General features: G+C 69.4%; 20 protein-coding genes, 1 tRNA gene and 2 pseudogenes. 10 read left to right on the forward strand and 13 right to left on the reverse strand.

What is annotated here, in order from left to right:
* Positions 1–350 (forward strand): annotated as a pseudogene (locus ACO2SS_RS27805) (methyltransferase); the annotation flags it as partial.
* Between the two features lie 30 nt (positions 351–380).
* Here the strand turns inward: ACO2SS_RS27805 and ACO2SS_RS27810 are convergent.
* Positions 381–704 carry a hypothetical protein gene (locus ACO2SS_RS27810; protein ID WP_423281120.1) on the reverse strand — a complete coding sequence of 108 codons (324 nt, stop codon included), beginning with the start codon at positions 702–704 and terminating at the stop codon, positions 381–383.
* 104 nt (positions 705–808) lie between these two features.
* Positions 809–1,081, reverse strand: a complete 273-nt coding sequence (locus ACO2SS_RS27815) for a hypothetical protein (protein ID WP_423281121.1) — start codon at positions 1,079–1,081, stop codon at positions 809–811.
* A gap of 238 nt (positions 1,082–1,319) precedes the next feature.
* On the opposite strand from ACO2SS_RS27815, the gene ACO2SS_RS27820 reads away from it, so the two are divergent.
* From ACO2SS_RS27820 to glyS, 4 genes are all read left to right on the forward strand, one after another.
* Positions 1,320–2,273, forward strand: a complete 954-nt coding sequence (locus ACO2SS_RS27820) for a glycine--tRNA ligase subunit alpha (RefSeq protein WP_423281122.1) — start codon at positions 1,320–1,322, stop codon at positions 2,271–2,273.
* Entirely contained in the window at positions 2,270–2,689 is a 420-nt protein-coding gene (locus tag ACO2SS_RS27825) for a hypothetical protein (protein WP_423281123.1), read from the forward strand. Before ACO2SS_RS27820 ends, ACO2SS_RS27825 begins: the two co-directional genes overlap by 4 nt.
* A 65-nt stretch (positions 2,690–2,754) precedes the next feature.
* Positions 2,755–3,348 (forward strand): cysteine hydrolase family protein, encoded by a 594-nt coding sequence (locus ACO2SS_RS27830; protein WP_423281124.1) that lies wholly within the window; start codon positions 2,755–2,757, stop codon positions 3,346–3,348.
* A 1-nt stretch (position 3,349) separates the two neighbouring features.
* A complete protein-coding gene (glyS, locus tag ACO2SS_RS27835) occupies positions 3,350–5,788 on the forward strand; it encodes a glycine--tRNA ligase subunit beta (protein WP_423281125.1) in 2,439 nt (812 codons plus the stop codon).
* On the opposite strand, the gene cueR is transcribed toward glyS, so the two are convergent.
* The 7 genes from cueR to ACO2SS_RS27870 form a co-directional block, all read right to left on the reverse strand.
* On the reverse strand, positions 5,785–6,195 hold the full coding sequence (gene cueR, locus ACO2SS_RS27840; RefSeq protein ID WP_423281126.1) for a Cu(I)-responsive transcriptional regulator: 411 nt from the start codon (positions 6,193–6,195) through the stop codon (positions 5,785–5,787). The two genes, glyS and cueR, sit on opposite strands and share 4 nt — an antisense overlap.
* Before the next feature lie 64 nt (positions 6,196–6,259).
* Complete coding sequence (locus ACO2SS_RS27845) at positions 6,260–6,838, reverse strand: methylated-DNA--[protein]-cysteine S-methyltransferase (RefSeq protein ID WP_423281127.1); 579 nt, start codon at positions 6,836–6,838, stop codon at positions 6,260–6,262.
* Positions 6,839–6,850: 12 nt separating this feature from the next.
* On the reverse strand, positions 6,851–7,519 hold the full coding sequence (gene aat, locus ACO2SS_RS27850; RefSeq protein ID WP_423281128.1) for a leucyl/phenylalanyl-tRNA--protein transferase: 669 nt from the start codon (positions 7,517–7,519) through the stop codon (positions 6,851–6,853).
* Positions 7,520–7,550: 31 nt separating this feature from the next.
* Positions 7,551–8,036, reverse strand: a complete 486-nt coding sequence (locus ACO2SS_RS27855; RefSeq protein ID WP_423281129.1) for a DUF29 domain-containing protein — start codon at positions 8,034–8,036, stop codon at positions 7,551–7,553.
* A 76-nt stretch (positions 8,037–8,112) separates the two neighbouring features.
* Complete coding sequence (gene accC, locus ACO2SS_RS27860; RefSeq protein ID WP_423281130.1) at positions 8,113–9,471, reverse strand: acetyl-CoA carboxylase biotin carboxylase subunit; 1,359 nt, start codon at positions 9,469–9,471, stop codon at positions 8,113–8,115.
* 15 nt (positions 9,472–9,486) lie between these two features.
* Positions 9,487–9,963 (reverse strand): acetyl-CoA carboxylase biotin carboxyl carrier protein, encoded by a 477-nt coding sequence (gene accB, locus ACO2SS_RS27865; protein ID WP_423281131.1) that lies wholly within the window; start codon positions 9,961–9,963, stop codon positions 9,487–9,489.
* A gap of 39 nt (positions 9,964–10,002) precedes the next feature.
* Positions 10,003–10,770: a DsbA family protein gene (locus ACO2SS_RS27870; RefSeq protein ID WP_423281132.1), complete on the reverse strand. Its 768-nt coding sequence runs from the start codon at positions 10,768–10,770 to the stop codon at positions 10,003–10,005.
* Between the two features lie 182 nt (positions 10,771–10,952).
* On the opposite strand from ACO2SS_RS27870, the gene ACO2SS_RS27875 reads away from it, so the two are divergent.
* Both ACO2SS_RS27875 and ACO2SS_RS27880 read left to right on the forward strand, forming a co-directional pair.
* Positions 10,953–12,098 carry a pyridoxal phosphate-dependent aminotransferase gene (locus ACO2SS_RS27875; RefSeq protein ID WP_423281133.1) on the forward strand — a complete coding sequence of 382 codons (1,146 nt, stop codon included), beginning with the start codon at positions 10,953–10,955 and terminating at the stop codon, positions 12,096–12,098.
* Between the two features lie 75 nt (positions 12,099–12,173).
* Positions 12,174–13,775: a methyl-accepting chemotaxis protein gene (locus tag ACO2SS_RS27880; RefSeq protein ID WP_423281134.1), complete on the forward strand. Its 1,602-nt coding sequence runs from the start codon at positions 12,174–12,176 to the stop codon at positions 13,773–13,775.
* Positions 13,776–14,106: 331 nt separating this feature from the next.
* On the opposite strand, the gene ACO2SS_RS27885 is transcribed toward ACO2SS_RS27880, so the two are convergent.
* Positions 14,107–17,019 carry an Rne/Rng family ribonuclease gene (locus ACO2SS_RS27885; protein ID WP_423281135.1) on the reverse strand — a complete coding sequence of 971 codons (2,913 nt, stop codon included), beginning with the start codon at positions 17,017–17,019 and terminating at the stop codon, positions 14,107–14,109.
* 592 nt (positions 17,020–17,611) lie between these two features.
* Here ACO2SS_RS27885 and ACO2SS_RS27890 point away from each other — a divergent pair.
* From ACO2SS_RS27890 to prfB, 3 genes are all read left to right on the forward strand, one after another.
* Positions 17,612–18,856, forward strand: coding sequence for an N-acetylmuramoyl-L-alanine amidase (locus ACO2SS_RS27890; protein WP_423281136.1), 1,245 nt, complete (start codon positions 17,612–17,614; stop codon positions 18,854–18,856).
* 122 nt (positions 18,857–18,978) lie between these two features.
* Entirely contained in the window at positions 18,979–21,423 is a 2,445-nt protein-coding gene (locus ACO2SS_RS27895; RefSeq protein ID WP_423281137.1) for a penicillin-binding protein 1A, read from the forward strand.
* 119 nt (positions 21,424–21,542) lie between these two features.
* Positions 21,543–22,671 (forward strand): peptide chain release factor 2 gene (gene prfB / locus ACO2SS_RS27900; RefSeq protein ID WP_423281138.1). Its coding sequence is split into 2 segments (ribosomal slippage): positions 21,543–21,611 and positions 21,613–22,671, totalling 1,128 coding nucleotides; the frame shifts between segments, so codons are not numbered across the junction.
* A gap of 98 nt (positions 22,672–22,769) precedes the next feature.
* Here prfB and ACO2SS_RS27905 read toward each other — a convergent pair.
* The 3 genes and pseudogenes from ACO2SS_RS27905 to ACO2SS_RS27915 form a co-directional block, all read right to left on the reverse strand.
* A complete protein-coding gene (locus ACO2SS_RS27905) occupies positions 22,770–23,024 on the reverse strand; it encodes a hypothetical protein (RefSeq protein WP_423281139.1) in 255 nt (84 codons plus the stop codon).
* A gap of 64 nt (positions 23,025–23,088) precedes the next feature.
* Positions 23,089–23,163: transfer RNA gene (locus ACO2SS_RS27910), tRNA-Thr, on the reverse strand.
* 91 nt (positions 23,164–23,254) lie between these two features.
* Positions 23,255–23,856, reverse strand: a pseudogene (locus ACO2SS_RS27915) (hypothetical protein); the annotation flags it as partial.

Genomic DNA, 23,856 nt, shown 5'->3' on the forward strand with positions numbered 1-23,856 from the left:
AGGGGCGTCCCTCGCCGGAGGCGCGCCGTCGCTCGGCGCACGAGATGGAGGGGGGTGGGCTCGCCGAGTGGATCGCGAGCGCGGCCGAGCTTCTGCGGCACAGGGGGCGGATCGCCGTGATCTACCGGGCAGATGGCCTGCGCCGCTGCCTCGCCGCGCTGGAGCGGCGCTTCGGGTCCGTGATCGTGACGCCGGTCCATCCGCGGGCCGGGGAGACGGCCTCGCGGATCCTCGTCTCGGCCGTCAAAGGCGGGCGCGCGCCGCTGCAACTCGCGTCGCCCATCATCCTGCACGAGGCCGACGGGAGCTTCACGCCGGCAGCGGCAGCCCTTCACGGCTCTCCGACGTGAAAAGGGCGCCCGCAGGCGCCCTCGTCAGGATCAGTAGCGACGGAAGCAGACCCGGCGGGGGCCCCAGGGGGTCGGCCGGAACCGGCACACGACCGGCGGTCCGTAGAAGCGACGCGGACCGTAATAGCCGTAGCCGTAGCGGGGTCCGCCCCAATAACGGCGCGGGCCGTAATAGCCGTAACGGGGACCGTAGCCGTAGCCGCCGTAGCCCCACTGCACGCTCTCGACCGGAGCGGGCGTCGATGCGGCTGCGGCTACGCCTGTCGGAACCGGGGCGGCCGAGGCCGGGACGGCCAAGGCCAGGCCCCCGGCCACCAGGCCAAACCCGAGAATCATGGACCGAACAGCACTCATCCTGTCCTCCTCCAGACCAAGCCCACCCGCCAGCAGACTTATCTGCGCCGCCAATCTGCTCAGATTCAGCTGAACGGAAGCCGACCCGGGAAAAGCCTAGATGTTCATTTCGCGGCGGACTTGGCCGGCACCGCGCAGGCGATCCGGTCCGCCTCGCCGTAGCCGGAATAGACGACCTTCACCTTGCGGGCACAGGCCGCGTCGGGCTCGGCCATCGTCGCGGCGGCCGCCACAGGCCCGCTGACTGGCGCTGCGACGTTGGCCGCAAGGGTCGTTTCCGCCGCGAGGGGCTTCGCAATGGCAGACCCGGCGAGGGCGACTCCACCCAGAACAACGGTCGCGGCGACGAGGCGAACGGCAACGAAAGGCGTGATCATCCAGATGTCTCCCGGCCCAGCTCTTGTCCTTCTCTTCTGAAGGACTGGCGGGCATTTAGCTGTGCGTAGCCACACATGAAGCGTGGCTGCCTAAGTCGGGTGAAGAATGCCGGGCGCCTCTCGAATGTTCCCCATCAACCTCCTGCGACGGTTACTACTTGCCGACCGGGTACGGTGAGCAGGAACTTACTTTCGTCCGCAGCTTGACAGGCAACCGGGGCCCCTTATCCGTTCCGCCATGATCACCGCCCCGAGCGGCCCCCTGGCCGCCCTCCCGCATATGCGCCCGGAACGTTCCTTCCAGGGCCTCATCCTGGCGCTGCAGAGCTTCTGGGCCGAACAGGGCTGCGCCATCCTGCAGCCCTACGACATGGAGGTCGGGGCGGGTACGTTCCATCCGGCGACGACGCTGCGGGCGCTCGGGCCGAGGCCGTGGCGCGCCGCCTATGTCCAGCCGTCCCGGCGGCCGAAGGACGGGCGCTACGGCGAGAACCCGAACCGGCTCCAGCATTATTACCAGTTCCAGGTCATCCTGAAGCCGAACCCGCCGAACCTGCAGGAGCTCTACCTCGCCTCGCTCGCGGCCATCGGCGTGGACGCGTCGCTGCACGACATCCGCTTCGTCGAGGACGACTGGGAAAGCCCGACCCTCGGCGCCTGGGGCCTCGGCTGGGAATGCTGGTGCGACGGCATGGAGGTGAGCCAGTTCACCTATTTCCAGCAGGTCGCCGGCTTCGAGTGCTCACCGGTTTCGGGCGAATTGACCTACGGGCTCGAGCGGCTGGCCATGTACGTCCAGGGCGTCGAGAACGTCTACGACCTGAACTTCAACGGCCGCGAGGGCGACGAGAAGGTCACCTACGGCGACGTCTTCCTGCAGGCCGAGCGGGAATATTCGAAGCATAATTTCGAGGTTGCCGACACGGAGATGCTGTTCCGGCACTTCCGCGATGCCGAGAAGGCCTGCCGCGAATACCTGGAGGCCGGCTGGGATGGCGAGCGGACGCAGCACGCCATGGCGCTGCCGGCCTACGACCAGTGCATCAAGGCTTCCCACATCTTCAATCTGCTGGATGCGCGCGGGGTCATCTCCGTGACGGAACGGCAGAGCTACATCTTGCGGGTCCGCGAGCTCGCCAAGGCCTGTGGCGCGGCGTGGCTCGCGACGGACGGCGGAAGGCTCGCAGCATGAAGCCCGGCACCTCGCGCAGCATCCACATCGCCATCACGCGGGTCGCCTACGACCTCGTCCTGACGGCGAACAACGACACGGGCGTCGCGAAGCTGACCGGCGTCGGCGCGACGGCCGAGACGGGCGAGAATATCGGCGATGTCGACCTCACCATCTGGGGTTCGACGACCGCCCAGCTGAAGATGCGGGCCCGCTCCTGGCCCGAGCGCTTCGACCGCGTCGAGGACGATTACTTCGGCGTCTCCAGCGCCGGCGAGCATCGCTTCGACATCTTCCTGTCCGGCGAGCGCTTCTTCCGCCTCCTCGACCTCGCCCACGGTTCCCGCCGGGCCATCATCCGGCTGCGCTGCGACGTCTCCGACGACGGGCAGTACGACCTCGTTCGCGAGGTGGAGATATCGGCCGGGAGAGGCTAACACCGCCTCTGTCGCGAGGTGGAGCCGGCCGGGACCGGCCGATCGTGACCCGGGATCGCAAGCACATGGCAAAGACGCTGTTGGAAATGGCGGGCGCGCAACCGCGGCCCGCTCCCCTGTCGAGCGCGGCGCTCGTCGTCATCGACGCCCAGCGCGAATACCTTGACGGCGCGCTGCCGCTCGGTGGGATCGAGCCGGCGCTCGAGAGGCTGGCGCTCCTGCTCGGGAAGGCGCGCGCCGCCGGGACCCCGGTGATCCACATCGCCCACAAGGGCCGGGCGGGCAGCCTCTTCGACCGCGACGGGGCCGGCGGCCAGATTGTCGACCAGGTACGGCCGCTCGAAGGCGAGCCGGTCATCGAGAAGCCGCTGCCGAACAGCTTCGCCAAGACCGACCTCGAGGCACAGCTGCGCGCGACCGGCCGCCCCAACCTCATCCTTGCAGGTTTCATGACGCATATGTGCGTGTCCTCGACGGCGCGGGCCGCGCTCGATCTCGGCTTCCCGGTTACGATCGCGGCCGACGCGGCGGCGACGCGCGCGCTTCCGGACGGGCAGGGCGGGGAGATCTCCGCCGAGGCCCTGCACCGGGCCGAGCTCGCGGCGCTCGGCGACCGCTTCGCCTGCATCGCCACCGTGGCCGAGATCACGGCCGACTGACATGCCCGACCTCTTGCTCGAACTCCTCTCGGAAGAGATCCCCGCGCGCATGCAGGCGCGGGCCGCGGAGGACCTGAAGAAGCTCGTCACCGATGCGCTGGTCGAGCGCGGGTTCCTGTACGAGGGCGCCGTCGCCTTCGCGACGCCGCGTCGGCTCGCCCTGCACATCGCGGGCCTCCCGGCCAAGGGCAAGGACGTGCGCGAGGAGCGGAAGGGTCCCCGCGTCGGCGCCCCGGACGCGGCGCTGGCCGGCTTCCTGAAGAGCGCGGGCCTCGCCTCCAGGGAGGAGCTGACCGTCCAGTCGGACCCGAAGAAGGGCGATTTCTACATCGCCCTGATCGAGCGGCCGGGCCGGCCGACCGCCGAGGTGCTGGCCGAGATCCTGCCCGAGATCATCCGCGGCTTCCCCTGGCCGAAATCGATGCGCTGGGGCGCGGCCTCGGCCGAACCGGGCTCCCTGCGCTGGGTGCGGCCGCTGCAATCGATCCTGTGCTGCTTCGGCGCGGAGACGGAGACGCCCGAGATCGTGCCCTTCACAATCGGCGGCATCTCCTCGGGTGACGTGACGCGCGGCCATCGCTTCCTGGCGCCGGCCGAGTTCCGGGCCCGCCGCTTCGACGAATATGTCGAGGGCCTCGCCCGCGCGCGGGTGATCCTCGATGCGGCCCGCCGGCGCGACGTGATCCTGCACGACGCGCGCGACCTCGCCTTCGCGCAGGGGCTCGAGGTGATCGAGGACGAGGGCCTCCTGGACGAGGTGGCCGGTCTCGTCGAGTGGCCGGTCGTGCTGATGGGGAGCTTCGACGAGAGCTTCCTCGACATCCCGCCCGAGGTGATCCGCGCGACGATCCGGGCGAACCAGAAATGCTTCGTGCTGCGGCGCGGGGAGGGCGCTCTCGCCAACCGTTTCATCCTCGTCTCGAACATCGAGGCGCGGGATGGCGGGGCGGCGATCGTGGCCGGCAACGAGCGCGTCGTGCGCGCGCGGCTGTCGGACGCAAAGTTCTTCTGGGACACGGACCGGAAGACCCCGCTCGGGGACCGGCTGGAGAAGCTGAAAAACATCGTCTTCCACGAGAAGCTCGGCACGCAGTTCGAGCGCGTGGAGCGGGTCGCGGCGCTCGCCCGCGAACTCGCGTCGGTCACCGGCGCCGACCCGGACCTCGCCGAGCGCGCCGCCCGGCTCGCCAAGGCCGATCTCGTGACCGAGATGGTGGGCGAGTTCCCGGAACTGCAGGGCCTCATGGGCCGCTACTACGCGACCGCCCAGGGCGAGCACCCCTCCGTCGCGGCCGCGATCGAGGAGCACTACAAGCCCCTCGGCCCCTCCGACCGCGTCCCCACGGATCCCGTCTCCGTGGCCGTGGCGCTGGCCGACAAGCTCGACACCCTGGTCGGGTTCTGGGCCATCGACGAGAAGCCGACAGGATCAAAGGATCCTTACGCGCTGAGGCGTGCGGCGCTCGGCGTGATCCGGCTGGTGCTGGAGAATGGGCTGAGATGCTCCGTGTTGTCGGCTTCCTTATCGAGTTACTATTATCTTCTTGAGCAGTTTTCAAAGCGCTGGAATCTGTTCAGAGAAGATGGTGAGGATGGTTCCTTTGATCAGGTTGTCGCTACTTCAATCGCGAGTCGATCAGAGTTTGACGTAAATGGACAGTATCTCGTTTTGTATGGTGGGGCGCGTAGCCCTTACGAAGATGATGAAATATTCGTGATTTCGGGCAAAGACGGGACGGGAATTCAGAGTCCAAGATTTGTGCCGACGGCAGCATCGCTCTCATCGGATCTCCTCGCCTTCTTCCACGATCGCCTGAAGGTCTATCTCCGCGACCGCGGGGCGCGGCACGATCTCATCGACGCCGTCCTGAGCGCGGGCTCCGCCTTCCCCCTCGTGGGGAAGGTCGAGTCGCGCAGCGACCGGGATGGGGGGCAGGCAGGCGGCACCGCCACCGCTCTCTCCGGGACGCCCCCCACCCCCGGCCCCTCCCCACGAGGGGGAGGGGAGGGAGCCAACGACGACCTCCTCACCATCGTCCGCCGTGTGGAGGCGCTCGGGCGCTTTCTCGACACGGAGGACGGCCAAAACCTTCTCGCCGGCACGAAGCGCGCCGCGAACATCCTGCGCATCGAGGAGAAGAAGGACGGTCGCGCCTATGACGGCGCGCCTGATGCCTCCGCCTATGTGCTGCCGGAGGAGAAGGCGCTCGCGGCCGACCTCGACGTCGCTTCCGCCGAGGCTGCCGCCGCGATCGAGGCGGAGAACTTCGAGGGGGCCATGACGGCGCTCGCCCGCCTCCGGCCCTCGGTCGACGCCTTCTTCGACAAGGTCACGGTCAACGATCCGGACCCGCGCCTGCGCGAGAACCGCCTGAAGCTCCTGGCCGGCCTCAGGCAGGCGACCCGGGCCGTCGCCGACTTCTCGAAGATCGAGGGCTAGGCCTGCACGGAAGCGGGCTTCGCCTCGGCGAGGTCCGTCAGGATCGGGCAATCCGGCCGGTCGTCGCCTGCGCAGCAGGTCGACAGCTCGCGGAGGGTGTCGGCCATCGCCTTCATCTCCGCGATGCGGGCCTCGAGGTCCGCGATGTGGCGCTCGGCGATCGCCTTCACCTCGCGGCTCGGCCGCTGGCGATCGCGCCACAGGGACAGCAGGCGCTGGATCTCCTTGACCGAGAAGCCCAGCGAACGGGCCCGCTTCACGAAGCGGAGCTCGTTGATCTCGCGCCTGTCGAACGAGCGGTAGTTGGCGGCGGAGCGATCGGCCCGCCCGATGAGGCCGATCTCCTCGTAGTACCGGATCATCTTGGCGGAGACGCCGGACGCCTTCGCGGCCTCGCCAATATTCATCAGCCCTCTCCCTGCCTCTACCCGGAGATAAGGGTTCCCATCATGGGATGGTCAAGCCGCCCCCTCAGCGCGGTCGCCGCGGCTTTGCGGCGAGCGGCAGGTCGGCGAAGAGGCCGGGCGCCGCCGCGGCGTGCCGGGCCTCGATCGTGAGGATGCGGAGCTTGGTGTCGACCCCGCCCGGGGCCGAGAACCCGCCCGTCCGGCCGGACGCGGCCAGTACCCGATGGCACGGCACGATGATGGGCCACGGATTGCGCCAGAGCGCCTGCCCGACCGCGCGGGCGTCGGCGAGGGTCCCGACGCGGCGGGCAATCTCGCCGTAGGTCAGGGTTTCCCCGGGCGGGATCGTCCGGGCGATTTCATAGACCCGCCGGTCGAATTCCGGCACGCTGCCGAGGTCGAGGGCTATTCCGGACAGGTCGATCTTGCCGCCCGCGAGGAGCGCGACGATGGCCTCGGCCCCCCGCCCGACCTCGGCGGGAGGATCGGCCTCGCGGGCCTCCGGGAAACGCTTGCCGAGCCGCTCCCGGGTCTTCGCCGCATCGGCCTCGGGCAGGACCACGCCGAGGACGTCGCCGCCGCGCCAGACGATCCCGCAGGCGCCGAGCGCGGTCTCGAAGAGGGCGAAAGAAGGCGAGGTCATCGCAACCTCCGGTCAGCTCGCCTGCAGGGCGGCGAGCGCCTCCGCGCCGGTAACGCATTCGCCGGGGCGCCAGACCCACCAATCGGCGAAGCTCGCGACCGCGCTCTCCAGCCGGCGCTTGTAGTCCCGCCGCGGGATCTCGACGGCCCCGAGCGTCGCAAGGTGGTCCGTCCTGAACTGAGCGTCGAGGAGTTGGAAACCCCCCGCCCGCAGCCGCGCCGCCAGGTGCACGAAGGCGACCTTGGAGGCATCGCGCTCCCGGTGAAACATCGACTCGCCGAAGAAGGCGGCTCCGAGGCTCACGCCGTACAGGCCGCCGACGAGCCGGCCGTCGCGCCAGGCCTCGACAGTGTGGCAATGGCCGAGGTCGAACAGTTCGCCGTAGAGGCGGCGAATGCGGGCGTTGATCCAGGTCCGGTCGCGGTCGTCACCGGGCGCCGCGCAGCCGTCAATCACGCCCTCGAAATCGGTGTCGACGCGGATCTCGAACACGTCCTGCCGCACCGTACGGGCGAGGCGGCGCGGAACGTGGACGGCCTCCAGGGGAATGATGCCGCGGGCACGCGGCTCGACCCAGAACAGGCTCGGGTCCTCGGCATCCTCCGCCATGGGGAAGATGCCGGCCGCATAGGCCCGCAGCAGGATCTCGGGCGTGATCTCGACGCGCGGCGAGCCAGCCATGGCACAGATCAGGTCGAGGTTCGAACGTGGATCAAGCTTGACCTTGTTCCGGATCGCAAGGGAACCAATCGCTGAGGACCTCTGTCTCGGAGAACCGCAGGTTTGCGAGCTCGCGGCCGCCGGTCCCCGACCATTCTCCGTGCCGCCGGAGGCTGACCTCCGCGAGCCTGCGGGCTTTTCGGTCCGCGGCGATCAAGGTCTCCGGCATCGAGGAGCGAAGGCTCGGGTTCTCCTCGAGCAGCGTGTCGACCTCGATACGCTCGCGCGCCACGGTCTCGACCCATCCGGAGCGAGGGTCGGCGGCGCTGGACAGGCGGAGCTTGAAGAGATGCTCGATGATCGTGGCGAGGCGGTTGCGCAGTTCGGAGCGAAGCGACCTGCCCAAGCCGTCGATCTCCTCGGCGAGACGATCCCAGTCGAGGGGCAGGTTTGTACCCGACTCCGCTGCCGCCCGTAGAGCATGAGCCTGCTCCTCCGACCAGCGAACGAAGTCCTGCTCGTACAATCCGTCTGCCATAGCGCTGCCTCCCGGAGGCGAGCTCCTCTTGGCAACCATGAAGGCTAGCGAGGCGTCCATGTTGCGGCAAGAGCAGCTAGGTCTTCGTCTCGCCCTCGCCAGCGGCCAGATGCTTTTCCAGCCAGTGGATGTCGTAGACCCCGTTCTGGATGTCGGCGTTCCGCACCAGGTTGCGGTAGAGCGGGAGCGTGGTCTCGACGCCGTCGACCACGAACTCGTCGAGCGCGCGCCGGAGCCGCATCAAGCATTCGTTCCGGGTGCGGCCATGCACGATCAGCTTGCCGATCAGCGAGTCGTAGTAGGGCGGAATCCGATAGCCCTGGTAGGCCGCCGAATCGACCCGCACCCCGAGCCCGCCGGGCGGGTGGAAATAGGTGATGAGCCCCGGCGAAGGCCGGAAGGTCACCGGATGCTCGGCATTGATCCGGCATTCGATCGCGTGGCCGTTGAAGCGCACCTCGTCCTGGCTCACGGAGAGCGCGCTCCCGGCCGCGACCTTGATCTGCTCGTTCACGATGTCGATGCCGGTGATCATCTCCGTCACGGGATGCTCGACCTGAACGCGGGTGTTCATCTCGATGAAGTAGAACTGGCCGTCCTCGTAGAGGAACTCGATCGTGCCGGCGCCCGAATAGCCGAGCTTCTTCATGGCCGTGGCGACCGTCTCTCCGATCCGGGCCCGCTCCTCGTCGTTGAGGGCCGGGGAGAACGCCTCCTCCCAGACCTTCTGGTGCCGGCGCTGGAGCGAGCAATCGCGCTCGCCGAGATGGATGGCGTCACCCTGGCCATCCCCCAGGATCTGGATCTCGATATGCCGGGGTTTTTCGAGGTACTTCTCGAGATAGACGGCATCGTCGCCAAAAGCGGCCTTGGCCTCGATTCGCGCCGTCGAAAGAGCTTCCGAGAGCTCCTCCTCCGTGCGGGCGACCTTCATGCCGCGCCCGCCGCCGCCCGAAGCCGCCTTCACGAGCACCGGGTAGCCGATATCTGCGGCCACCCGCTTCGCCTCGACGTCATCGGTGATGCCGCCATCCGAACCCGGCACGCAGGGGATCCCAAGGCGCCGCGCCGTGCGCTTCGCCTCGATCTTGTCGCCCATGATGCGGATATGTTCGGCCCGCGGGCCGATGAACGTGATGCCGTGGTGCTCCAGCACCTCGGCGAACCGGGCGTTCTCCGACAGGAACCCGTAGCCCGGGTGGATCGCGTCGGCGCCGGTGATCTCGCAGGCGGCGATGAGCGCGGGGATGTTCAGGTAGCTTTCCCGCGCGGGCGGCGGCCCGATGCAGACGCTTTCGTCGGCGAGCCGCACATGCATCGCGTCTGAATCCGCCGTGGAATGCACGGCCACGGTCGAGATTCCGAGCTCCTTGCAGGCCCGCAGGACGCGGAGCGCGATCTCGCCTCGGTTCGCGATCAGGATCTTGTCGAACATGGGGGAGGGCGGCCCCTATCCGATCACGATCAGTGGCTCGCCGTATTCGACCGGCTGCCCGTCCTCGACATAGATCGCCGTCACCGTGCCACCGCGGGGCGCCACGATGTCGTTGAAGGTCTTCATCGCCTCGATCAGCAGGAGCTTGTCGCCGGCATTCACCGAAGAGCCGACCTCGACGAAAGGCTTCGCGCCGGGGGAAGGCCGGCGATAGGCGGTCCCGACCATGGGAGAGGTCACGGCGTCGGGATGGTGCCGCGGCTCCGCCGAACCGGCAGCGCCGAGCCCGTTGCCGGGAGCCGGCGGGAGCGGAACCGCGATCGGTGCCGGCGCAGGCATAGGCGCCATCATGGCCGGCGCGACCGTCACGCTCCGGGCGACCCTGATCCGCAGGTCGCCTTTCTCGACCTCGATCTCGGACAGGTCGGTATCTGACAGGAGGGAGGCGAGCTCGCGCACGAGCGCCGGGTCGAAGGGGTGCGGGTCGGACATCAGGAGGTTAGTGCCTGGGTGGCGGGTTCGGTCAGATGATCAGCAGATGGCGTGGCCGCACTGGCGCATGCCAGCGATGGCCTGCCGGAGCGGGCCGGCCCCGACGGCGCCGGGGATGACTTCCTCCCCGATGATGAAGGCCGGGGTTCCGTTGATGGAAAGCCGTTCGGCGAGGCGCCGGTTATCGTTGAGGGCGGCGGCGACCTCGGGGCCGTTCGCGTCCTTCTGCAAGCGGTTGAGGTCGAGGCCCATCTCGCGGGCAACGGCCGTCGCCCGCTCCCCTCCGATCTTGCCGCGCGTGGCGAGGAGGCGTGTGTGGTACTCGAAGAGCTTGTCGCCCGAAAGCTGCGCCTTCGCGGCAAGGGCGACCTTGCTCGCCTCGAACGAGTCGGGGCCGAGGACGGGCAGGTCCATCAGCACGATCCGCAGCTTCGGATCGCCCTTGATCAGCCCCTGGATGTCGCCGAGCGACTGCTTGCAGTAGCCGCAATTGTAATCGAAGAACTCGACCAGCGTGACGTCGCCGGCAGGATTGCCGACGACATTGCCGTGCTTGGTGGCGACCTGGTCCAGCTTCATCTCGCGGATCGCTGCCGTCTGGGCGGATTTCTGCGCCTCGGACTGGCGCCGCTCGAGCTCGACGATCGCCTCCTGGATCACTTCGGGATTCTGGATCAGGTATTCGCGGACGATGCGCCCGATCTCTTCCTTCTGCGGGCCGGAGAAGGACTGAGCGGCGGCCGGGAGTGCGGCGGCCGCGGCAAGCGCCGCCGCGAGGCCCAGACGTTTCAGCGATCGAGAGAGCATGTGGGCCTTCCCTGCGGCTCTGCGGCGCGTCTGAGACGCCCGGGCCGAAAGCGTGCGGGTGATATCGCCGGGCGGACTGGCCCGGTCAACCTGCGGCTTGAGCCGCAGGCCTCGACAGTCTAGCGAGCCCGGCTCCCGAAAGCTCAGCCAACATGACCGACACCAACGAACCGGAACTGAGGATGGCCTCGCGCATCGAGCGCGTCGAGCCCTTCCTCGCCATGGACGTATTGGCCGCCGCCGCGGCGAAAGAAAGGCACGGTGATTCGGTCGTGCACATGGAGGTGGGCCAGCCCTCGGCTCCCGTGCCGCGCCTCGTCCGGGAGGCCGCGAGCCGCGCGCTCGAGGTCGGCCGCATCGGCTACACGGAGGCGCTCGGCATCGCGCCGCTGCGGGAGCGGATCGCCCGCCACTATCGCGATGCCTATGGCGTGGAGGTTTCGCCCGAGCGGGTCGTGGTCACCACGGGATCCTCGGCCGGCTTCGTCCTCGCCTTCCTGGCGCTCTTCGACAAGGGCGCCCGTCTCGCGATCTCCGCACCCGGCTATCCGGCCTACCGGAACATCCTGGCCGCGCTCGATCTCGAGCCCGCACCCATCAATCTGCGCCGGCAGGACGGCTGGCGCATGAATGCGGAGGGGATCGAGCGTGCGCAGGCCGAGGCGCCGCTCGCCGGCGTGCTGGCCATGAGCCCGGCGAACCCGTCGGGCACCATGATCGGCCGCGCCGGTCTCGCCGACATCGCCGCGACCTGCCGCGCGCACGGCCTGTGGTTCATCTCGGACGAGATCTACCACGGCCTGACGTATGGCAGCGCCGCCGACACGGCGCTCGCCGTCGAGCCGAATGCGGTCGTCATCAACTCCTTTTCGAAATACTATTGCATGACCGGCTGGCGCGTCGGCTGGCTGGTCGTGCCCGAGCGGCTGGTTCGGCCGATGGAGCGGCTGGCCCAGAATCTCTACATCTCGGCGCCCTACCTGTCGCAGGTCGCCGCCCTGGCGGCGTTCGACGCGACGGAGGAACTCGAGCAGGTCAAGGCCGGCTATGCCCGCGCCCGCGACGTCCTGCTGAACGAGCTTCCGGGCATCGGCATCACCGAGTTCCACCCGGCCGACGGCGCCTTCTACATCTATGCGGACGTGGCCCGCTTCACGAACGACTCCATCGCCTTCTGCCGGCGCATGCTGGACGAGACGGGCGTGGCGGCGACCCCGGGCGTCGACTTCGATCACGAGCAGGGCGGGCACCACCTCCGGCTCTCCTTCGCGGGCGGCGAGGAGGTCTGCCGCGAGGCGATCGGCCGGCTGCGCGCCTGGCTCCGCTGACGAGCACCTGCGCGGGTAAAGCATTCTAAAGCCCGCGCTTGCTACGGCCGGCCATTCTTCCAGCTGGCCGGACCCATGACACAGCGCGCCCAAGACCGATCGAACCTCGCGGAACGCCTGCGATTCATGAAGTGCGACGCCGAGACGACGGCGGCGCTCCGCACGGTCGAGCCGGTCGTCAAGGACGCGCTGCCGGGCGCCCTCGGTGCCTTCTACGAGCACATGCTCACCTTTCCGGAGGCGAGCCGCTTCTTCGAGAAGCCCGAGCGCGTGGATGCGGCCCGCAACGCCCAGTTCCGGCACTGGGAGATGATCAGCTCGGGCGGCCTCGGCGACGACTACGCCGAAAGCGTCCGCGCCATCGGCGAGGCGCATGCCCGGATCGGGCTGGAGCCGCGCTGGTACGTCGGCGGCTATGCCCTGATCCTGGACAAGCTCCTCCACGAGGTGGTCGGGCGGACCTGGCCGAGGGGCGTGTTCGGCCGGAAGGGCGCCGCGGACCAGGCAGCCGCAGCCATGGGGGCCCTCGTGAAGCGGGCCCTGCTCGACATGGAGATCGCTATCTCCGTCTACTTCGAGGCGTCCGAGCAGGCGCGCCTGAAGGCGGAGGAGCAGCAGAAGCAGGCGGCTGCCGAGCAGGGTGTCGCGATGGCAGCCCTCGCGGCCGGGCTCGAGCGGATCGCGCGGGGGGATCTCACGGCGAGGCTGAACGAGCCGCTCGCCCCCGCCTATGCGAAGCTCCAGGGCGATTTCAATGCGGCCGCCGAGACGCTCCAGGAGACGATGAAGGCCATCGCCGGCACGACGGACGGCATTCGGGCCGGAGCGGGAGAGATCAGCGAGGCCGCCGACGACCTGTCGATGCGCACGGAGCAGCAGGCGGCGTCGCTCGAAGAGACGGCTGCCGCCCTGGACGAGATCACGGCGACCGTCCGCAAGACCTCGGAGGGCGCCAATCACGCGCGGGAGGTCGTCGCGGCCGCGAAGATCGAGGCGGAGCGCTCTGGCGGGGTGGTCAGCGGCGCCGTGGGCGCCATGGCGGAGATCGACCGGTCATCGAGGGAGATCTCGAACATCATCGGCGTCATCGACGAGATCGCCTTCCAGACCAATCTCCTGGCCCTGAACGCGGGCGTCGAGGCGGCGCGGGCGGGTGACGCCGGCAAGGGCTTCGCGGTCGTGGCCTCCGAGGTGCGCGCGCTGGCGCAGCGCTCGGCCGACGCCGCCAAGGAGATCAAGGCGCTCATCCAGGCGTCATCGACCCAGGTGGCCCAGGGCGTCGAGCTCGTCGGCCAGACCGGCAAGGCGCTGGAGCGGATCGTCGGGCAGGTCGGCGAGATCAACGCCGTCGTCGTCGAGATCGCCGCTTCCGCCAAGGAGCAGGCGACCGGGCTCGCCGAGGTCAACACGGCCGTGAACCGGATGGACCAGGTGACCCAGCAGAATGCCGCCATGGTCGAGCAGTCGACGGCCGCGAGCCACACCCTGGCCGGCCAGGCCGACCAGCTGGGTGCCCTGATGGGCCGGTTCCAGGTCGGTGGTCCGGCAGCGAGGCCCGCGGCGCGGGCGCCGGCACGGGCCCGCAGCACCGTCACCGTGCTCAAGAGGAGCGGCGGGCGGGGCGTCTCTGCCGCGCCGAAATCCGCGGCCGCGGAGGAGGGCTGGGAGGAGTTCTGAGCCGCCTTGCCCGGGCTGCCTACCTCCATCGGGGGATTGCGCTAGCCCGCGAACGGGCCGACCTTGAAGGTGGTAGGAGACATTTCGATGAGGAATGCCTTTTTTGCCATCATGGCTGCGGCCATGGTCTGGGCACCGAACGCTGCTCTCGCGGGCAAGATCGTCGGGAACGGGTGAATCCGCCGACCCAGTAACGACAACGGGTTCAAACAGAATGGCCGGGCAGATGCCCGGCCGTTTTGCTTTCTGGCCCATGCTCCCGCCGAAGCGGCTCGCCGGCGCATGGTGAGCGTGGGATCGGCCACGCCATGAGGCGTGGCCGGATCGCGGCCTACGAGCCGCCGAGGGCGGCCTTCGCCTTCGACCACCAGCCACCACGCTTCGGGCGGTCCGGATCGGGCGGGGTCAGCACGATCGCGACGGGTTCCGGCTCCGGCTCGGGAGCCGGTGCGGGCTCGACGGGCTCGGCCGGCGGAGCCTCCGCGGCGACCTGTGCGGGCTCGGCCGCGCGGGGTTCGGCTGCGGCCTCCGGCTCGGCCGGGCTGGCGGCGACGGGCGGCTCCGGGGACCACGAATCGGCGACCGGAACGGGCGTGCCGAAATCGTCGGCGCGAGCTTCGGCCGGCTCCGGCTCCCTTTCCTCGGACGGAACACGGTCGTCCTCGCGGCCGGAGAGGTCGGCCCGGCCTTCCGGCGCGCCATCCTCGTCGGCGTCCTCGTCCTCCTCGTCCTCGCCGGAGACACCCTCCTGCGCGGACGCGCCCTCGAGCTCGCGCTGGCCACCGCGGCCGCGGCGACGGCGGCGGCGACGGCGCTTCCGGCCGGCCTCCTCCTGCTCGTCGGTTTCCTCGCGGACGGTGTCGGCGGAGGCCTCGGCCTCGTCCTCCTCCTCCCGCTCGTATTCGACTGTCGCATCGATCTCGATCGGCTCGTCGACCGGCGTGACCGCGTCGATGCGCACGCCCGTCGAGGCCGGGCGCCGCTCGGCCGGAGTCGCCGGCTCGCCGCGGTCGATGGCGAAGGTCACGCTGCCCGCGAGCGTCTCGTCCGGCACCACCGTGATGGTGACGCCGAACCGGGTCTCGATGTCCCGCAGGTGTCCGCGCTTCTGGTTGAGGATGTAGAAGGCCGCCTCGGCGCGAGTGCGCACGACGAGGTTGTGGCTGGCGCTGCGCAGCAGGGATTCCTCGACCGAGCGGAGGATCTGCAGCGCGACCGAAGGCGTCGAGCGGACGAAGCCCGAGCCGCCGCAATGCTGGCACATCACCGAGGAGGATTCGAGCACGCCGGTGCGGATGCGCTGGCGCGACATCTCGAGCAGCCCGAAGGGCGAGATCCGCCCGACCTGGATGCGGGCGCGGTCGTTCTTCAGGCAGTCCTTCAGCTTCTTCTCGACCGCGCGGTTGTTCCGCTTCTCCTCCATGTCGATGAAGTCGATCACGATCAGCCCGGCGAGATCCCGCAGCCTGAGCTGCCGCGCGATCTCCTCGGCCGCTTCGAGATTGGTCCGAAGGGCCGTGTCCTCGATATTGTGCTCGCGGGTCGAACGGCCCGAGTTCACGTCGATGGAAACCAGCGCCTCGGTCGGGTTGATGACGAGATAGCCGCCCGATTTCAGCGTCACGTGGTTGGAGAACATGGCGTCGAGCTGCTGCTCCACGCCGAACTGCGCGAAGAGCGGCTGCGGCTCCCGGTACAGCCTGACGGCCCTCGACTGCGAGGGCATGATCATCCGCATGAAGTCCTTGGCTTCGCGGTAGGCGTCGTCGCCCGCCACGACGACCTCGTCGATGTCCTTGTTGTAAAGGTCGCGGATGGCCCGCTTCACCAGCGAGCCCTCCTCGTAGACGAGCGCGGGCGCCGATGAGGACAGCGTCAGCTCGCGCACGCTCTCCCACAGACGCATCAGGTATTCGAAGTCGCGCTTGATCTCCGGCTTGGTGCGGTTGGCGCCGGCCGTGCGCAGGATGATGCCCATCCCCTCCGGCACCTCGAGGTCCTGCACGACCTCCTTCAGGCGCTTGCGGTCCTCGGCATTGGTGATCTTCCGCGAGATGCCGCCGCCCTTGCCGGTGTTCGGCATGAGCACGGCGTAGCGGCCAGCGAGCGACAGATAGGTGGTGAGGGCCGCGCCCTTGTTGCCGCGCTCCTCCTTGACGACCTGGACGAGCAGGATCTGCCGACGCTTGATGACTTCCTGGATCTTGTAGTGGCGACGCTGGATGCGCGGACGCTCCGGCACTTCCTCGAGTGCGTCGCCGCCTCCGACCTGCTCGACGACCTCGTGCTCCTCGAGCTCCTCGTCGTCCTCCTCGTCGGAATCGTCCTCGTCGTCCTCTTCGTCTTCGTCCTCATCCTCCTCGTCGTCGTCCGACTCGTCTTCATCGTCGGATTCGGATGGGGCGCGCGCCTCCTCCTCCTCGGTGGGAGCGGAAGCCGCCGCGAGGGTCTCGGGCGCCTCGGTGGCGACGCCCTCGGAGACCGGCTGGTCCGCCTGGACCGCCTCGGGGGCCGCATTCTCCGGCTTCGGCGCGACCTCGGGTTCGGCAGCCGCCTCGGGAACGGGCGCCTGCTCGGGCTCGGCGGCCGCGACGGGCGCACCGGCATCCGCCGGCTCGACCGGCTGGACCTCGATGTCGGACGGCACGTCGACAGGCGCCGCGGCGGCCTCTCCGGCCGGTTCGCTGCCCTCGGCCGCGCTGGAAGTCTCTAGGGGAGAAGCAGCCTCTGCCTGTTCGGCCGCGAAAGCGGGAGCCTCAACCGCCGGGGCCTGAACGTCCTCGGCCGTGCCGCCCTCGCTGCCCGCGAAGGCAGCCGCCTCCGCGTCGCCGTTCTCGTCCTGACCGAGATCCTCGGGACGAGCGGAGACGGTCGCGTCGCGCTCGTGGCGGCGACGGGAAGCGCCGCGGCGACGCCGCCCGCGCGGACGCTCGGCCTCGCGCTCCGCCTCACGCTCGGCGCGCTCATCCTCTTCGAGGAGGGCCTGCCGGTCGGCGACAGGTATTTGGTAGTAGTCCGGATGAATCTCGCTGAAGGCCAGGAAGCCGTGGCGATTTCCTCCGTACTCGATGAAGGCGGCCTGGAGCGAGGGTTCGACCCGCGTGACCTTGGCCAGATAGATGTTGCCCCGGAGCTGTCGGCGGTTCGCCGACTCGAAGTCGAATTCCTCGACCTTGTTGCCCCTTGTTACGACAACGCGCGTCTCCTCCGGATGGGAGGAGTCGATGAGCATCTTGTTAGCCATATTCGACTCTCGGAAGGGCGTGCGTCGGGCCTGCCTCGGGAGAGGGGGCGCGCAGAGCAGGCCCTGGCAGCCGCGGCTCCAATCGAATTGGAGGCGGGGCCGGCAGGCCGGCGACACGCCGGGACACGCCGAACTTCGGCGCGCCCAGGGTGGGTGATGGTGGAAGGTCCGACGCCTGTACGGGCCGGCGGGGAGAAGTCTCGGGTAACGACGGCCGGGGCGTAAGCACGGACGAACAGCAACGCTGATCCCGCTCCTCTGCCCATGGCCAAATCCTTCGACAGCGGCGCCCAGAAGCTGCGCGCCGGAAGCGGCTGCATGCCGCGAGGGAACTTCGTCTCGGCTTTGACCGAAAGAGGGGAGGGGCGAAGCAGCTCCGGCAGACGGCGCTCCGCGACCGCGGCGATCAGCCGGACGAAGTCATTTCCATTACATATGTCGGGCGGGTTTTGACAAGATGCAATGACATCCATCCCACAGCCCCCGGAATCGCGGGGAAAGGGAGTAGCGGGCGGGCGCGGGCCCGTCGTGCAAAGTCCTCGTTAACCAGACGGGAGGCACACCGGCCGGACCAAGGCCGGAGAACTGCTTCATGCTCCTTGCGTCCGCCGGGCGCAAACTCGCCATGGGGCTCGCGCTTGCGGCGTCCCTCTTCACCGCTGCCGGCGCGCGTGCGCCGCAGGCGGGCGAGCGCGCACCTGCCGACCGGGCCGTCGCCATCCAGGCCGAGCTGAGCTCGGAAGGGGCGCGCACCCGGCTCACGCTGACGCTGTCGAAGCCGATCGAGGCGACAGCCTTCGTGATGGAGAAGCCGGACCGGGTCGTCATCGATCTTCCGGAGGTGAACTTCCAGCTCGGCCCGGACGGCGGCAAGCGCCGCGGCGGGGTCGTGTCCTCCATCCGGTGCGGCCTCTTCGCGGCCGGCCGCAGCCGCATTGTGCTCGACCTCTCGGCGCCTGCCCTGGTGAAGAGCGTCGAGACCCGCCCGGCGAGCGTGGCCGAGGCGAGCCTGCTCGTGGTGGAGCTCGTACGAACCGACCGGGAAGGCTTCCGGCGCGCCGCCGCCATGGACCGGGCCGACCACGTCCTCACGACCGGCTCGCTCCCGCAGGACTCGGCAGCCACGCAGGACCGCCGTCCCGTCATCGCCATCGATGCCGGCCATGGCGGGGTCGATCCGGGCGCTACCGCCCCGAACGGCGCGCTCGAGAAGGACATCACGCTCGCCTTCGCGGGCGAATTGCGGGATCGCCTCTCCGCCCAGGGCCGGTACCGGGTCCTGATGATCCGCGACCAGGACATCTTCGTGCCCCTCGACGAGCGCGTCCGGCGCGCCCGCGAGGCCGGAGCGGAGCTCTTCATCTCCGTCCATGCCGACATCATCTCGACCCCGAGCGTGAGCGGCGCCACCATCTACACTGGGAGCGACCGGGCCACGGACCACGAATCGGCGACCCTCGCCGACCGCGAGAACGCGGCCGACCAGGCGGGCGGGCTGCCCTGGCAGGCGGCGCCGGGGGAGGTCACGGACATCCTCCAGGAACTCACCCTGCGCGAGACCCGGGCCTTCTCGCACCGCTTCTCCGGATTGCTCCTGCGCGACCTGTCCCCCGTGATGCGATTCAGCGCGCAGCCGCAGCGGGAGGCGGGGTTCAGGGTGCTGCGCACCGCCGATCTGCCGTCGGTGCTCGTCGAACTCGGCTACCTGTCGAACACGCGCGACCTCGAGCACCTGCTCTCGCCCGAATGGCGCAGCCGCACCGCGACCGCCATGGCCTCGGCCGTCGACCGCTTCTTCGCGGCCCGGCTCACGGCCCGTGCCCCAATGTCACCATAGAAAGAGTGTGGAAGGAGCCATCGCCGATTGCGCCGGATTGACAGCCCTCGAACTGCGGGCCACGTCAACCAGGGGGCGAAGCGTCACCAGGGCCCGACCGGGCTGATGGCGGATTGGAGCGGATGCGGTTCATCCTTCGGTTCTTCGGCTTCCTGTTCTCCGTCGGGGCGATCGCGTTCCTGATCGGGGCGGCGATCGCCGGCTACTTCTATTGGGTCTACAGCCAGGACCTGCCCGACCATGCGGCGCTCGCCAACTACGAGCCGCCGGTGACGACGCGCGTCCACGCGGCCGACGGCTCGCTCCTCGCCGAATACGCGCGCGAGCGGCGCCTCTACCTGCCCATCCAGGCCGTTCCGAAGCTCGTCGTCGGCGCCTTCCTGTCGGCCGAGGACAAGAACTTCTACAAGCATAGCGGCATCGATCCCGAGGGCATCGTCCGCGCAGCGCTCAACAATTTCCGCTCCGGCCGGCGGCAGGGCGCCTCGACCATCACGCAACAGGTCGCGAAAAACTTCCTGCTCAGCAACGAGCAGACCATGGAGCGCAAGATCAAGGAGGCGCTGATCGCCCTCCGGATCGAGGCGGCCTTTTCCAAGGACAAGATCCTCGAGCTGTACCTCAACGAGATCTTCCTCGGCACCATCGTGCCCGGCCGGAACGTGCACGGCATCGCGGCGGCCGCGCTCGAGTATTTCTCGAAATCGGTCCACGAGCTGACCCCGGCCGAGGCCGCCTATCTGGCGGCGCTGCCGAAGGGGCCGAACAACTACCATCCGTTCCGCCGGACCCAGGACGCGATCGCCCGCCGCAACGACATCCTCGATCTGATGGCGGCCAACGGCTACATCACCCGCGACGAGGCGGTGCGATCCAAGGCGCTGCCGCTCGGCATCAACGTCCGCAGCATCTCCCCGAACGCCTCGGCCTCCGGCTACTTCGCCGAGGAGATCCGGCGCGAGCTGTCCGACCGCTATGGCGAGAAGGCTCTCTACGAGGGCGGCCTGTCGGTCCGGGCGACGCTCGATCCGAAGCTGCAGGCGATCGCTCGCCGCGCGCTCCTGAACGGCCTCGTGCGGTTCGACGAATCGCAGGGCTGGCGCGGCGCGCAGACCAACATCCCGCTGGCCGGCCGCGAATGGGGCACCGCCCTGGCGGAAGTCCCGGCTCTGGCCGACGTCCAGCCCTGGCGCTTGGCCGTGGTGCTGGACACCGCCGGTGGCCAGGCTCGGATCGGCCTGCAGCCCAGGAAGGAGCCCGGCGGTCAGGTCGCGCGCGAGCGCGAGCTCGGCGTCATCCCGCAGGCGGGCCTCGCCTGGACGCGCCGCAGCGCCGCCCAGGCCTTCCAGGTCGGCGACGTCATCTATGTCGAGCCCCTGGAGGACAAGCCGGGCCAGTTCCGGCTGCGGCAGGTGCCCGAAGTGTCCGGCGGCCTCGTCGCCATGGATCCGAATACGGGGCGCGTCCACGCCATGGTGGGCGGCTTCTCCTACGACCAGAGCGAGTTCAACCGCGCCACCCAGGCGCTCCGGCAGCCGGGCTCGTCCTACAAGCCCTTCGTGTACGCGACCGCGCTGGACAACGGCTACACGCCGTCCTCGATCATCCTGGACGAGCCGATCACCATCGATCCCGGCGGCGGCCAGGAAGCATGGACGCCGCAGAACTTCGAGGGCAGGTCGACGGGCCCGCACACGCTTCGCTACGGCATCGAGAAGTCGAAGAACCTGATGACCGTCCGCCTGGCGCGGGACGTCGGCATGCCGCTGATCGCCGAGTATTCGCGCCGCTTCGGCATCTATGACGATCTCGCGCCGCTGCTGCCGATGTCGCTCGGGGCCGGCGAGACGACCGTTCTGCGGATGACGGCCGCCTATTCGATGCTCGCCAATGGCGGCAAGCGCATCAAGCCGACGCTCATCGACCGCATCCAGAACCGGACCGGCCAGACGATCTACAAGCACGACGAGCGCGACTGCATCGGCTGCAGCGCGGAGAGCTGGGCCAACCAGGACGAGCCGAAGATCGTCGACAAGCGCGAGCAGGTGCTCGATCCGCTGACGGCCTACCAGATGGTCTCCATCCTCGAAGGCGTGGTGCTGCGCGGCACCGCGGCGCGGCAGAAGGCGATCATCGGCAAGCCCGTCGCGGGCAAGACCGGCACCACCAACGACGCCAAGGACCTCTGGTTCGTGGGCTTCTCGCCCGACCTCGCCGCCGGTGTCTATATCGGCTACGACCGGCCGCGCTCGATGGGCGACAGCGCCCAGGCCTCGCAATACGCGGCGCCGATCTTCGGCGAGTTCATGAAGCATGCGCTCGCCGACAAGCCGCCGACGCCGTTCCGCGTGCCGCCCGGCATCAAGCTGATCCGCGTCAGCCTCGGCTCGGGGATGCGGGCAGGCGGCGGCGAGAGCGCCGGCACGATCCTCGAGGCCTTCAAGCCGGGCACCGGCCCGAGCGAGAGCTACGCGAACGTCAGCTATGGCGGCGGCGGTGGCGGTGACGGCGGCGGTTCGGCCGACAGCGACCGCGCCGTCAATACCGGCACGGGCGGGCTCTACTGACCTCCCTCCGCCTGCCCGAAGGGTCCTGACCCGGCGGGCGGGCGGTTTACAGGCGGGGCCGGCCCGCCTATCTGTCCCTCATTCCCCCGCAGCATTGGGCGAGACACACGCAGCACGTCATGCGCGCCGAAATCCTTTCGCTACTCGAAGCCGCCAAGCAGTCGATTGGACTGCTGAGGAGGCATCTTTGACTGGGATACAGTCGATCGTCGCCTCGGCGAGCTGAACGCCCGCTCCGAGGACCCGAACCTCTGGAACGACCCGGAGGAAGCCCAGAAGGTCATGCGCGAGCGCAATGCGCTCGATGAGCAGGTCTCCACGATCCGCCGCCTGGAATCCGAGCTCGAGGACGGGGTCGGCTTCATCGAACTCGGCGAAGCCGAGGGCGACGACGCCACCGTGTCCGAAGGCGAGGAGATGATCCGGCGCGTCCAGGCCGAGGCCGCGCGCCGGCAGGTCGAGACGCTGCTCTCCGGCGAGGCCGACGGCAACGACACCTATGTCGAGGTGCATTCCGGCGCCGGCGGCACGGAGAGCCAGGACTGGGCGCAGATGCTCGCCCGCATGTATGCGCGCTGGGGCGAGAAGCACGGGCTCAAGGTCGACCTGCTGGAGCAGCAGGACGGGGAAGAGGCCGGCATCAAGAGCGCGACGCTGCTCCTCAAGGGGCACAACGCCTATGGCTGGCTGAAGACCGAGTCCGGCGTGCACCGGCTCGTGCGCATCTCGCCTTTCGATTCGAATGCGCGCCGGCACACGAGCTTCGCGTCCGTCTGGGTCTACCCGGTCATCGACGACCGCATCCAGATCGACATCAAGGAATCGGATTGCCGGATCGACACCTACCGGTCGTCCGGCGCCGGCGGCCAGCACGTGAACACGACCGACTCGGCGGTGCGCATCACGCATATCCCGACCGGCATCGCGGTCGCGTGCCAGCAGGAGCGCTCGCAGCACAAGAACCGGGCGACCGCCTGGAACATGCTGCGCGCCCGCCTCTACGAGCTCGAGCTGAAGAAGCGCGAGGAAAAGGCGAATGCCGAGCAGGCGGCCAAGACCGATATCGGCTGGGGCCACCAGATCCGCTCCTACGTGCTGCAGCCGTACCAGCTGGTGAAGGACCTGCGCACGGGCGTGACCTCGGGCGTTCCGTCCGACGTGCTCGACGGCGACCTCGACCCGTTCATGGAGGCCGCGCTCGCGCAGCGCGTCTATGGCGGCACGGCCGACGTGCAGGACATCGACTAGCGTTCATCGCAGGGCCGGCCGCGCCCAGGCGCGGCTGGCCGATTCTCCCGGCCCCGGCCTTCGGGAAGGCTCTGCCGGATGCCTGCTCCGATCCGCGATCAGCCGGCGCGGGCGCCGCTCATCTCGTCCCAGATCGTCCAGCGAAACAGCTCCGTACCGGCGCCGTCCAGGATCCTGACCGCCTCGACGGGCGCGAGGTTCCATTGCGGCGCGCGCGAGCGCTGGAGGAGGCGCACGGCCCGGCGCTGCAGGCTCTCGGCGCTCTCGGCCCGCACGGATTGCCGCTGCACCACCGCGACCGGCCTGCCGGCCTCCGCATAGCCGATCGCTTCGATGTGGAAGGTCTGGTTCAACGGCTGGTCCGATGCCGCGCCCGGCGCGGGCCGGCTGAAAGCCTGGGGAGAGGAGCGCGGAAGGTGGTGCTGCCAGAGAGGATTGAACTCTCGACCTCTCCCTTACCAAGGGAGTGCTCTACCACTGAGCTACGGCAGCTAAACCGGCGGCCCGGATGGGCCGGCGCCCGTCGGGGCGCGTCGACGGGCCGTGAATAGAGGAACAGCCGCCCGCGTGCAACCGTGTCCGGCTATTGCGAGGCCGCAGTTCCGCGCCGTGCGGTGTCGCGGAGCCGGCGCTCCAGCGCGGCGAGTTCGGCTTCGAGCCTCTCCCTCGCTGCGGCCGCCTCGCGCTCGCCGGGCGGGAGGCTTGCCTGAAGCTGTCCGGAGGGTGCCGCCGGCCGGGGAGGGGGCGTTCCCTGGGCGCCGGTGGGTCCCCCGGCGCCATCGCCTCGGCCGCTCTCCGCCAGCGCCTTGCGCTCGGCCTCCGCGTGGGCCCGTGCCTCGGCGGCCGCGAGGGTGGCCGCGCGGAGCTTCTCCTCCGCATCGCGACGAGCCCGCTCCTCCGCCTCCACGCGCGCCCTCAGCTCCGCCTCGACGCGCAGTCGCGCCTCGGCCGCTTCGGCGGCGAGCTTCCGGGCCCGCTCTTCCGCCGCGATACGGGCGAGGCGGGCTGCCTCGGCGGCCTCGGCGCGGGCCTTCCGCTCCGCCTCGAGCTGCGCCTCCCGTTCCGCCTGGGCCCTGGCGCGCGCCTCGGCTGCGGCGGCCACCCGCTCGGCCTCCGCCCGCCGCCCGGCCTCGACCACCTCGCGCAGGCCCGCCTCGATGCGGCCCCGCGTCTCCTCTTCCGCCC

The sequence above is a fragment of the Enterovirga sp. CN4-39 genome, assembly GCF_049446235.1.
In the GTDB taxonomy this organism is placed as follows: Bacteria; Pseudomonadota; Alphaproteobacteria; order Rhizobiales; family Beijerinckiaceae; genus Enterovirga.

Coding starts and splice junctions, on each gene's coding strand:
- ACO2SS_RS27810 (WP_423281120.1), bottom strand. CDS start 704: ATGAGTGCTGTTCGGTCCATGATTCTCGGGTTTGGCCTGGTGGCCGGG.
- ACO2SS_RS27815 (WP_423281121.1), bottom strand. CDS start 1,081: ATGATCACGCCTTTCGTTGCCGTTCGCCTCGTCGCCGCGACCGTTGTT.
- ACO2SS_RS27820 (WP_423281122.1), top strand. CDS start 1,320: ATGATCACCGCCCCGAGCGGCCCCCTGGCCGCCCTCCCGCATATGCGC.
- ACO2SS_RS27825 (WP_423281123.1), top strand. CDS start 2,270: ATGAAGCCCGGCACCTCGCGCAGCATCCACATCGCCATCACGCGGGTC.
- ACO2SS_RS27830 (WP_423281124.1), top strand. CDS start 2,755: ATGGCAAAGACGCTGTTGGAAATGGCGGGCGCGCAACCGCGGCCCGCT.
- glyS (WP_423281125.1), top strand. CDS start 3,350: ATGCCCGACCTCTTGCTCGAACTCCTCTCGGAAGAGATCCCCGCGCGC.
- cueR (WP_423281126.1), bottom strand. CDS start 6,195: ATGAATATTGGCGAGGCCGCGAAGGCGTCCGGCGTCTCCGCCAAGATG.
- ACO2SS_RS27845 (WP_423281127.1), bottom strand. CDS start 6,838: ATGACCTCGCCTTCTTTCGCCCTCTTCGAGACCGCGCTCGGCGCCTGC.
- aat (WP_423281128.1), bottom strand. CDS start 7,519: ATGGCTGGCTCGCCGCGCGTCGAGATCACGCCCGAGATCCTGCTGCGG.
- ACO2SS_RS27855 (WP_423281129.1), bottom strand. CDS start 8,036: ATGGCAGACGGATTGTACGAGCAGGACTTCGTTCGCTGGTCGGAGGAG.
- accC (WP_423281130.1), bottom strand. CDS start 9,471: ATGTTCGACAAGATCCTGATCGCGAACCGAGGCGAGATCGCGCTCCGC.
- accB (WP_423281131.1), bottom strand. CDS start 9,963: ATGTCCGACCCGCACCCCTTCGACCCGGCGCTCGTGCGCGAGCTCGCC.
- ACO2SS_RS27870 (WP_423281132.1), bottom strand. CDS start 10,770: ATGCTCTCTCGATCGCTGAAACGTCTGGGCCTCGCGGCGGCGCTTGCC.
- ACO2SS_RS27875 (WP_423281133.1), top strand. CDS start 10,953: ATGGCCTCGCGCATCGAGCGCGTCGAGCCCTTCCTCGCCATGGACGTA.
- ACO2SS_RS27880 (WP_423281134.1), top strand. CDS start 12,174: ATGACACAGCGCGCCCAAGACCGATCGAACCTCGCGGAACGCCTGCGA.
- ACO2SS_RS27885 (WP_423281135.1), bottom strand. CDS start 17,019: ATGGCTAACAAGATGCTCATCGACTCCTCCCATCCGGAGGAGACGCGC.
- ACO2SS_RS27890 (WP_423281136.1), top strand. CDS start 17,612: ATGCTCCTTGCGTCCGCCGGGCGCAAACTCGCCATGGGGCTCGCGCTT.
- ACO2SS_RS27895 (WP_423281137.1), top strand. CDS start 18,979: ATGCGGTTCATCCTTCGGTTCTTCGGCTTCCTGTTCTCCGTCGGGGCG.